The organism is Aeromicrobium sp., from assembly GCF_023146395.1.
Taxonomy (GTDB): Bacteria; Actinomycetota; Actinomycetes; order Propionibacteriales; family Nocardioidaceae; genus Aeromicrobium.
Genome location: NZ_JAGLCD010000002.1, coordinates 158,275 through 166,638, shown reverse-complemented (window position 1 = coordinate 166,638; position 8,364 = coordinate 158,275). Strand labels below are relative to the sequence as shown.

General features: G+C 70.8%; 11 protein-coding genes and 1 tRNA gene. 7 read left to right on the top strand and 5 right to left on the bottom strand.

What is annotated here, in order from left to right; genetic code table 11:
• Window positions 1-191: 191 nt before the first annotated feature.
• Window positions 192-761: a dihydrofolate reductase family protein gene (locus KAG51_RS01835; RefSeq protein WP_290580011.1), complete on the bottom strand. Its 570-nt coding sequence runs from the start codon at window positions 759-761 to the stop codon at window positions 192-194.
• Window positions 762-835: 74 nt separating this feature from the next.
• On the opposite strand from KAG51_RS01835, the gene KAG51_RS01830 reads away from it, so the two are divergent.
• On the top strand, window positions 836-1,405 hold the full coding sequence (locus KAG51_RS01830) for a TetR/AcrR family transcriptional regulator (protein ID WP_290580009.1): 570 nt from the start codon (window positions 836-838) through the stop codon (window positions 1,403-1,405).
• A gap of 9 nt (window positions 1,406-1,414) precedes the next feature.
• Here the strand turns inward: KAG51_RS01830 and KAG51_RS01825 are convergent, their stop codons facing one another.
• The gene (locus tag KAG51_RS01825; RefSeq protein WP_290580007.1) at window positions 1,415-1,546 is read right to left on the bottom strand and encodes a hypothetical protein; all 132 of its coding nucleotides are present in this window, start codon (window positions 1,544-1,546) and stop codon (window positions 1,415-1,417) included.
• Window positions 1,547-1,589: 43 nt separating this feature from the next.
• On the opposite strand from KAG51_RS01825, the gene KAG51_RS01820 reads away from it, so the two are divergent.
• Window positions 1,590-1,847: a hypothetical protein gene (locus KAG51_RS01820; RefSeq protein WP_290580005.1), complete on the top strand. Its 258-nt coding sequence runs from the start codon at window positions 1,590-1,592 to the stop codon at window positions 1,845-1,847.
• A gap of 76 nt (window positions 1,848-1,923) precedes the next feature.
• Here the strand turns inward: KAG51_RS01820 and KAG51_RS01815 are convergent, their stop codons facing one another.
• Complete coding sequence (locus KAG51_RS01815) at window positions 1,924-2,208, bottom strand: winged helix-turn-helix domain-containing protein (RefSeq protein WP_290580003.1); 285 nt, start codon at window positions 2,206-2,208, stop codon at window positions 1,924-1,926.
• A gap of 127 nt (window positions 2,209-2,335) precedes the next feature.
• On the opposite strand from KAG51_RS01815, the gene KAG51_RS01810 reads away from it, so the two are divergent.
• On the top strand, window positions 2,336-3,412 hold the full coding sequence (locus tag KAG51_RS01810) for a sodium-dependent bicarbonate transport family permease (RefSeq protein ID WP_290580001.1): 1,077 nt from the start codon (window positions 2,336-2,338) through the stop codon (window positions 3,410-3,412).
• Window positions 3,409-4,209 carry an SDR family oxidoreductase gene (locus KAG51_RS01805; protein WP_290579999.1) on the top strand — a complete coding sequence of 267 codons (801 nt, stop codon included), beginning with the start codon at window positions 3,409-3,411 and terminating at the stop codon, window positions 4,207-4,209. Before KAG51_RS01810 ends, KAG51_RS01805 begins: the two co-directional genes overlap by 4 nt.
• 59 nt (window positions 4,210-4,268) lie before the next feature.
• On the opposite strand, the gene KAG51_RS01800 is transcribed toward KAG51_RS01805, so the two are convergent.
• Window positions 4,269-4,344, bottom strand: a tRNA-Arg gene (locus KAG51_RS01800).
• Between the two features lie 188 nt (window positions 4,345-4,532).
• Here KAG51_RS01800 and KAG51_RS01795 point away from each other — a divergent pair.
• Genes KAG51_RS01795 through KAG51_RS01785 form a run of 3 tightly spaced genes read left to right on the top strand, consistent with a single transcriptional unit; the run spans window position 4,533 to window position 7,179 of the window.
• Window positions 4,533-5,729, top strand: coding sequence for a glycosyltransferase family 4 protein (locus KAG51_RS01795; protein WP_290579997.1), 1,197 nt, complete (start codon window positions 4,533-4,535; stop codon window positions 5,727-5,729).
• A complete protein-coding gene (locus tag KAG51_RS01790; protein WP_290579995.1) occupies window positions 5,726-6,448 on the top strand; it encodes a hypothetical protein in 723 nt (240 codons plus the stop codon). The genes KAG51_RS01795 and KAG51_RS01790 overlap by 4 nt, the downstream gene beginning before the upstream one ends.
• Window positions 6,445-7,179 (top strand): sugar transferase, encoded by a 735-nt coding sequence (locus KAG51_RS01785; protein WP_290579993.1) that lies wholly within the window; start codon window positions 6,445-6,447, stop codon window positions 7,177-7,179. The genes KAG51_RS01790 and KAG51_RS01785 overlap by 4 nt, the downstream gene beginning before the upstream one ends.
• A gap of 215 nt (window positions 7,180-7,394) precedes the next feature.
• Here KAG51_RS01785 and KAG51_RS01780 read toward each other — a convergent pair whose 3' ends face one another.
• The gene (locus tag KAG51_RS01780) at window positions 7,395-8,258 is read right to left on the bottom strand and encodes a hypothetical protein (RefSeq protein ID WP_290579991.1); all 864 of its coding nucleotides are present in this window, start codon (window positions 8,256-8,258) and stop codon (window positions 7,395-7,397) included.
• Window positions 8,259-8,364 lie beyond the last annotated feature (106 nt).

Sequence of the window (8,364 nt, the reverse complement as noted above, 5' to 3'; positions counted from 1 at the left end):
GCTCTGCGAGCGGCGTATCGAGACCGGGTCAGGTGCAGGCAGCCGTCGCGACCGGCGGCTCCGACCGCTCACGGTCACGCGGGCAGCATCTCGATACACGTCCTTCGTTCCTCAGGACGCACTCGACGACCGGGCTGACCGGCTCGTTCCTCAGGACGCACTCGACGACCGGGCTGACGGCGTCTGCAGCGTCAGCTCGGCCGGTACTCGTTGACGACGACGCCGCTCGCGTAGGGCGTGCTGACGTCGAGCTCCCACGGCCGGCTGCCGGAGGTGCCGTCGAACAGCGGCGTGCCGCCCCCGAGCACGACGGGGTTGACCTTCAGCACGAGCCGGTCGATCTCGTCGATCAGCTGACCGGCGAGGTCACCGCCTCCGCACAGCCAGATGCCGCTCCCTGGCTCGCCCTTGAGCTCGCGAACGAGGTCGACCGGGTCGGCGTGGGTCACCGTGATGCCGGGCGGCGCCTCGGCCTGAGCGTGCGAACGGGAGAACACGTACTGCCGCGTGTGCGGGTACGGGTCGCGGGTGTGCGCGAAGCCGGCGGCGTAGGTGGCCCAGCCCATCAACGTCGTGTCGAACCGGTCGCCGGCGGCCGTCAGGCCCAGGGCGTCGAGGGCGACCTTCGGCAGGGTGTCGCGGTAGTCGCGCACGATCATCTCGACGTGGTCGCCCTCGTACAGGAAGCCGCTGACGTCGTGCCCCGGCCCGGCGATGAACCCGTCGAGGGAGACCGCGACGTAGTAGGTCAGCTCACGCATGGGTGCTCCATTCACTACAGGTGTCGTACTCGATCAAACTACAACATCTGTCGTGGTTCGGCTAGGCTGGTCCCATGGCCCGCAACGACTCGCGTCGCGACCAGCTCGCTGACGCCGGCATCACGGTGCTCGCGCGTGAGGGGTCACGAGGACTCACCCACCGGGCCGTCGATCGGGCGAGCGGGCTGCCCACCGGGACCACCTCGAACTACTTCCGCTCCCGCGCCGAGCTCGTCGAGGGCCTCCTGCAGCGGATCGTCGAGCGACTCACGCCGGACGCCGCGACGCTCGAACGCCTGGCAGCGCTCCCGCCCGGCCGCGACTCGTTCACCCAGCACCTGCGCGACATCCTGCGCCGCCTGCTGGCCGACCGGGACGTGACCCTGGCGTGGTTCGAGATGCGCCTCGAGGCGGCACGCCGACCCGAGGTGTCGGCTCTGATGCACCAGGCCCTCCTGGCCGGCTTTCGGGGCGACGTCGCCTACCACGAAGCGGCCGGGCTCCCCGGTGGCGCCCGCCAGATCGCCCTGTTCCACTACGCCGTGGACGGCCTGGCGCTCGACCGCCTCACGGTCTCGATCGACCCCGAGACCGACCTTGACCAGATCGTGACGGACCTGGTCGAGGGCCTCCTGCCGGGCTGAGCTCCGGGCTCAGAGGGTGCGCCGCATGACGAGCCGGGGCATCTTGGAGGCGACGGCGTCGGTCTGGCCGACGACCTCGAACCCGACCCGCTCGTACATCGCGCGCGTGCCGACGAAGGCCATCGTGAGATCTTGGCCCATGCGGCCACGATGGCAGGAGGCACCGACAACCGAGGAGACCATGGTGGACACGACGATCTACCTGGCGTGGTCGTCCGAGCCGATCCCTGCGGACCTGCTCGGCCCGTGGACCGAGCTGCGGGTGCTGGCCGACGACCTGGTCGCGGTCGAGGGCACCGAGTCGCTGTCGCGCGTCTACCACGAGATCAAGTGGGCACTGCCGGACGACGCAGCGCTCTTCGTGACGCCCCTGAACGAACGCCCCAAGCTCAAGCACCTGCCGGCGGGCACGACCACGTGGTTCCGCGAACACCTACCGTGAGCCTGCCTGTGCTCCGTGCGCCGGCGTGGCTCGGACCCGCACCGACCCGGGGCCGGGTCGCCGGACGAGCCGGACCTCAGTCGCCGAAGATTGCGAGGAGGTCGCTCACCATCGTCCGGGACTCCTCGGGGTGGCGCAGCGGACCGTCGGGGTGCACCTCGTACCGGTTCCGCCGTCCGACCTTGGTGCGCGACAGGTAGCCCGCCTCTTCCAGGTCCCGCAGGATCGAGCGCGCCGCACGCTCGGAGATGCCGACGCGGTCGCTGAGGCTCGTGAGCAGGATCCCGGGCTCGCGCGCGACGAGAACGAGCACGTGCCCGTGGTTGCTGAGAAAGGTCCACGGGGGGCGGGCCGTCGTCACGCGACCAGCCTAGCGGGCAGGTGGCCTTGCTCACGTTCGCTATACCGGCATTACATTACCGGTAATCTGCTTCCCGTAAGTGGTCCTTCGTCCGCGTCGGGCCCGCGCCCCCGACCCAGGAGCTCCCGTGGATCTCGACACCCTCAGCAACCTCACCGACCCGGTGATCCTCTTCTTCGTCCTCGGACTGCTCGCCGGCGCCGTGCGATCGAACCTCGAGGTGCCACCCGCCGTCACGAAGTTCCTTGCGCTGTACCTGCTCATGTCGATCGGCTTCAAGGGCGGTCAGGCTCTGGCAGAGACCGGACTCACCGGCACCGGCGTCACGGTCATGGGCCTCGCGGTGCTGATCGCCGTGGCGATCCCGCTGCTCGGCTACCGGGTCCTGTGCCGGCGCGTCTCTGCGTTCGACGCCGCCGCCATCGCCGCCACGTACGGATCCGTCAGCGCGGTGACGTTCGTGGCTGCCTCGCAGTACGTGGCGTCACGCGGCCACGAGGCCGGCGGACACATGACCGTCGCCCTCGTCATGATGGAGACGCCTGCCGTGATCATGGCCGTGCTGCTCGCCACCTGGGTCCGGTCGCGTCGCCGCGTGGCGGCACCGGTGCCTAGCCACGCCGGGACCCCGGCCGCGGGAGGAGACGCCCTTCCCGCTGCCGGCACGACGCGCGGCGCTGACACCCCGGCGGGCGAGGCGAGCCACGCGCTCCCCACCGGCGTCAGCGGCGTCCTGCGCAGCGCCTTCACGGAGGGCACGTTCCTGCTCCTCACCGGCTCGTTGGTGATCGGCGCCGCGTCCGGCGCGACGGATGGCGAGACCATGGCGCCTCTCCTGGAGGACCTGTTCAAGGGGCTCCTGGCGTTCTTCCTGCTCGACATGGGCCTGGTCGTCGCGCGGCAGATCCGCGAGGTCCGGGGCATCCCGCTCTTCCTGGTCGGCTTCGCCGTCATGATGCCGCTGCTGGGGGCGACCCTGGCGTTGATCCTCGGCACCATCGCGGGCCTGTCGGTCGGCGACCTCACGCTCCTGACCGTGCTCGCCGCGAGCGGCTCCTACATCGTCGTGCCCGCCGAAGCCCGCCACGCGATCCCCGAGGCGCTGCCGTCGCGCTACCTGACGATGTCGCTCGGCCTCACCTTTCCGTTCAACATCGTCGTCGGCATCCCGCTGTACCACGCGATCGCCGGGATGCTCGCATGAGCGCGGCACTGCTGGCCGGCAAGGTCGTGCTCGTCACGGGAGTCGTGACGACGAGCAGCATCGCGTACGGCGTGGCCAGACGTGCCGGCGACCTGGGGGCCGACGTCGTGCTCACGGCGCTCCACCGCGACCTCGAGCGGGCCGAGGAAGCAGCCGCGGCGCTCGGCATCGACACCGTGCTGCCGTACGACGTGACCCAGGCGGGCTCGGGGACCGAGCTCGTGGCGTCCGTGGGTGAGCAGTTCGGGCGACTCGACGCAGCGCTGCACGCCATCGCGTTCGCCCCCCGCGCCGCATTGTCAGGCTCCATGCTGGGAGTCGACCCCACGGACCTCGAGCGGGCGTTCCGCACCAGCACCGTCTCGTACGCCGATCTCGCCGACGTGCTGCGCCAGCTGGCGCCCGCATCCGGTGCGAGCCTCGTCGGGCTCGACTTCGACGCCGGTGGAGCCTGGCCGGTCTACAACTGGATGGGCGTGTGCAAAGCGGGCCTCGAGGCGCTCAACCGCTACCTCGCCCGCGACCTCGGGGAGCTCGGGATCCGCGCCAACCTCGTCGCCGCCGGTCCGATCCACACCCGGGCCGCAGGCGGCATCCCCGGGTTCGACGCCCTGCTCGACGCCTGGTCCGACCGCGCACCGCTGGCGTGGGACCCCCACGCCACCGAACCCACGGCCGATGCGACGTGCTTCCTGTTCTCCGACCTCGCGCGGGCCGTCACGGGCGAGATCCTGCACGTCGACGGCGGCTATCACGCCATGGCTGCCCCGCTGCAGCGCAGTCCGACACCGGCCTGAGCAGGTCGAACGACGAAGGCCCGCCGCTCCCGGAGTTCCGGGGCGGCGGGCCTTCGTGCTGGTGCGCCCGTAGGGATTCGAACCCCAAACCTTCTGATCCGTAGTCAGATGCTCTATCCGTTGAGCTACGGGCGCCCGTCCCGCGCACGCGGCGCGAGGACTCCGAGAGTCTAGCCCAGGCGCTGCGCATTCCTCGAATCAGGTCGGTCGCCTCGTCCCAGCCGACCTCTGGCACGGTTCACCGCACGAGCCTCATAACGATGGATGCTCCGAGTCGTTGCTCTCACTGTTGACCGGTTCGGACACGAGGAAAGAGGCACCGCGTGCGACTGCTCGTGCACGACTTCAGTGGACATCCCTTCCAGGTGCAGCTGAGCCGGGAGCTCGCCCGACGGGGCCATGACGTCGTGCACTCCAGCTGCGACGCCTACGTCTCCGGCAAGGGCGCCCTCGTGGCCGAGCCCGGCGAGACCATCGTGTTCGAGACGATCGGCGACGGACTCGTGTTCGACAAGCTGCGCTTCGCCAAGCGTCTGGTCGTGGAGATCCGGCTCGGCATCGAGCTCGTGCGGCACGTGCGCTCGCACCGGCCCGACGTGGCCGTCCTGTCGAACGTTCAGATCCCGACGCTCGTGATCTTCGCCGTCGCGATGCTGTTCATCCGGATCCCGTGGGTGCTGTGGCACCAGGACGTCTACGCCGTCGCCGTGAAGTCGTTCGCGGGCGACAAGCTCTCGCGCGGGTTCACCGTCGTGTCCGCAATCTTCGAGATCGCCGAGAAGTGGTGCTCGCGCCGCGCCGTCGCGGTCGTCGCGATCTCCGACGCGTTCGTGCCGGTGCACGAGAAGTGGGGCACCGCCGACAAGGTCACGGTCATCCCCAACTGGGCGCCGCTGGACGAGATCGTGCCCGTCGAGCGCAAGAACGACTGGGCCGTCGAGCAGGGCGTCGACGACACCCTCACGCTGCTGTACTCCGGCACGCTCGGGCTCAAGCACGACCCGTCGCTGCTGGTGGCGCTGACCCAGCAGGTGCGCGAGCTCGGCGTCGACGCCGAGCTCGTCGTCGTCAACGAGGGCCCGGCAGCCGACGTGATCCGTGACGAGGCGCGCCGCCTCGACGTCCCCGTCACCCTCCTGCCGTACCAGCCGTACGACCGCCTGCCCGAGGTCCTGGGGTCCGGCGACGTGCTGCTCGTGCTGCTCGACCAGCGCGCCGGCGCCTTCTCCGTGCCGTCCAAGACGCTCTCCTACCTGTGCGCCGGCCGGCCGGTCCTGGGCCTGATGCCGCTCGAGAACGCCGCCTCGACCTTGGTCGAGCGCGCGGGCGGCGCGGTCTTCACCCCGCAGTCCGCGTCGCTGCCGGCCGCGGGCGCCTGGGTCGCCGAGATCCTCGGCGACCCCGAGCGCCGCGAGCGGGTCGGCGTCGCGAGCCGCGCGCTCGCCGAGGACGAGTTCACCGCCGAACGCTGCATCGACCGCTTCGAGACGCTGCTCACCGACATCCAGGACGCCCGATGAGCTCCCCCGTGCACGTCGTCGTCGGCCCCCGGACCCAGCTGGGAGCCACGCTGCTGGCGCGGCTCGACGGCCAGGACGTCGTGGCCGTCGCCCGGCACGAGCGGGACGCCGAGGCCCTCGCCGGCACGACGGGCGCCCGCGTGGTCCTCGCCGCGGCTGCGGCTGGTGCGGTGGCCGGCACCGCTGACCTGGTCGTGCACGTGTGCGCGCTCGGGCCGATCCATCCCGAGGACCCGCGCCCCGACGACGCCGAGCGCTTCGTGGCCGAGCTCGCCACGATCGACGCGATCGTGGCGGCCACCACCGGATCGGTGCGAGTCGTGCTGGTCTCGTCGGTCATCGCGCTGGCCCCCACGCCCGACCGGCGCCTCTACGGCGGGTGGAAGAACCTGGCCGAGGAGCATCTCGACCGCATCGCGCTGCGTCACGGTTCCCGGGTGAGCGTCTCGGTGGTCTACCCCGGGCGCATCATCGCGCCCGCCGACCGTTCTGGCCTGTCGGACCGGTTGTCGTCGACCTTCGAGAAGGTGGCGCGTCGCCTGCTCGCGGAGGCCGCTCGCAAACCCCGTCGGACCATCGTCGGCACCGACGCAAAAGTTTGGGCGGCACTTCGGGCCATGTCGCTCGTTGTCCATGTCGTGCGCCCCTCAGGGACGCCGACCCTGACACTGTCGTCAGACCTCACCTCGACCCCCGATCGACAAGAGGCAAGACCATGAAGCGCAAGCGTCTACTCGACCTGACTCTCATCGCCCTCACTGCGGTCGTGTGGGTCCCCGTGCTGCTCGTCGCCAGTTTGGCGGTGCTGCTCAGCGAGGGCCGCCCGGTCTACTACCGGTCCAACCGTCGCGTCTCGGTCGACCAGGTCATGAAGGTCGTCAAGTTCCGCACGATGGTGCGCAACGCCGACAAGATGGTCAACCGCGACACCGTCCCGGTCGAGGGCCAGGTCCGCTTCCTCAACATCCCGCCGGACTCCCCGCTCTACACCAAGATCGGCAGCCTGCTGGAGCGCTTCGGCCTCACCGAGATCCCCCAGCTCGTCCACGTCATCAGCGGCCGCATGTCGCTGATCGGCAACCGCCCGCTGCCCGAGAACGTGCAGAACCTGCTCCGCGAGGAGTTCCCGCACGCCGACGACCGCTTCCTGACCCCCTCGGGCCTGACCGGTCCCGCCCAGCTCGTCGGACGCCAGGCGCTCACCGACGACGAGCGCCTCACGATCGAGACGGCCTACTGCCGGGCCGCCCTGCGTGGCTACTCCTTCCGCCTCGACCTGTCGATCCTGTTCTCCACGGTGTTCATCGTGCTCCACCTCAAGAAGCCGATGACCTACCTCGAGGTCGAGGCCATGATCAACCGCCGCAGCCGCGTCCGCTCGAAGACCATCCTCATGAGCGAGCGCGCCGAGGCGCCGGTCAGCGACCTGGCCGCCGAGAAGGCCAGCTGACCCCAGCACCACCAGCGCCCGCCGTTCGTCCTCGACGAACGGCGGGCGCGGTCGTGTGCACCACCGCGCTGGTCGAGTGGGTGAGGGCGGCCGCGCCCGACGAACCACCCCACGGCACCACCGCGCTGGTCGAGTGGGTGAGGGCGGCCGCGCCCGAACCCGTGGGGGTACCTCCCAGGACGAAGTCCTTGGGGGAGCGAGACCCCGTTCCCTTCCTAGCTCCCGACCGGCTCCCACGTGCTGCCGTCAGTCGAGCGGATCAGCTCCTCGCCGACCACAGCGACGTAGCCGCCACCGCTGGCGGCGAGCAGCGTGAGCCCCTCGCTCTCCTCCGGCTGGACGCACCCCGAGAACGCCGCCGAACCCGCCGCGACCCGGTAGGACCCGACGGCACAGTCCTCAGCCGGGGCGAGAGCCACCGCGTCGTCTCCGGCGCGCACCACGCTCCGCAGCGACTCCAGGGCGACGTCGCCCTCCCACGTGGCTCCGTCGTCGTCCGACGTGCGGATCCGGCCGTCGGCGCACCCGACCAGTCCCTCCGCGTCGTCCGAGACGAACGAGACCGGCGCGCAACCGGGATCCACGACACCCACAGGGGTCGTGAGGGTCGTCGGGTCACCGGGAGTGAGGTGCCAGCGACGGATCGGACCAGGCGGGTCGATCCAGGCCGTGGCGCCCTCGGTCAGGAGCAGCTCGAGCGGCTGGCAGTCCGCGTCGGCTCCGATCACGTAGACGTCACCGGCGTCGTTGACGTCTAGCCGCAGCAGCTCGGTGATGCCGGGGTCGAGCTCCTCGCGGACGCCGGCATCGTCCCGGGTGAGCACGACCGGCGACCCGCTGCCGCACGAGCCGCGTGCGCCCCACACGGTGAGGTCCTCGGTGGCCTCCACGAGTCCGGCGACGGTCTCGGCCGCCGGAGCGGGATCGACCACCTCGGCCGACTCACCCGGCGCGGTCGCCACCGAGGTCGACGAGGCATCCTCGGAGTCGCCGGAGACGTGGCGGAACATCACCGCGACGAGCACCAGGTCCACGAGGACGAACAGGGCCAACCACCGCCAGGTGCGCTGCGTCGTCATCGGGTCCTCGTCGGTCTTCCTCTCCCTCCGGCAGGCTAGCCGAGGGTCGCGGGAGTCGCGCTCCCGTCCCCCACTTCCGGCCGGCGCCCGACCGACCTTCGGCCGA

Excerpts from the sequence above, each read along its gene's own strand:
- KAG51_RS01780 (WP_290579991.1), bottom strand. The coding sequence starts at position 8,258 with ATGACGACGCAGCGCACCTGGCGGTGGTTGGCCCTGTTCGTCCTCGTG.
- KAG51_RS01825 (WP_290580007.1), bottom strand. The coding sequence starts at position 1,546 with ATGGGCCAAGATCTCACGATGGCCTTCGTCGGCACGCGCGCGATGTAC.
- KAG51_RS01785 (WP_290579993.1), top strand. The coding sequence starts at position 6,445 with ATGAAGCGCAAGCGTCTACTCGACCTGACTCTCATCGCCCTCACTGCG.
- KAG51_RS01830 (WP_290580009.1), top strand. The coding sequence starts at position 836 with ATGGCCCGCAACGACTCGCGTCGCGACCAGCTCGCTGACGCCGGCATC.
- KAG51_RS01790 (WP_290579995.1), top strand. The coding sequence starts at position 5,726 with ATGAGCTCCCCCGTGCACGTCGTCGTCGGCCCCCGGACCCAGCTGGGA.
- KAG51_RS01835 (WP_290580011.1), bottom strand. The coding sequence starts at position 761 with ATGCGTGAGCTGACCTACTACGTCGCGGTCTCCCTCGACGGGTTCATC.
- KAG51_RS01805 (WP_290579999.1), top strand. The coding sequence starts at position 3,409 with ATGAGCGCGGCACTGCTGGCCGGCAAGGTCGTGCTCGTCACGGGAGTC.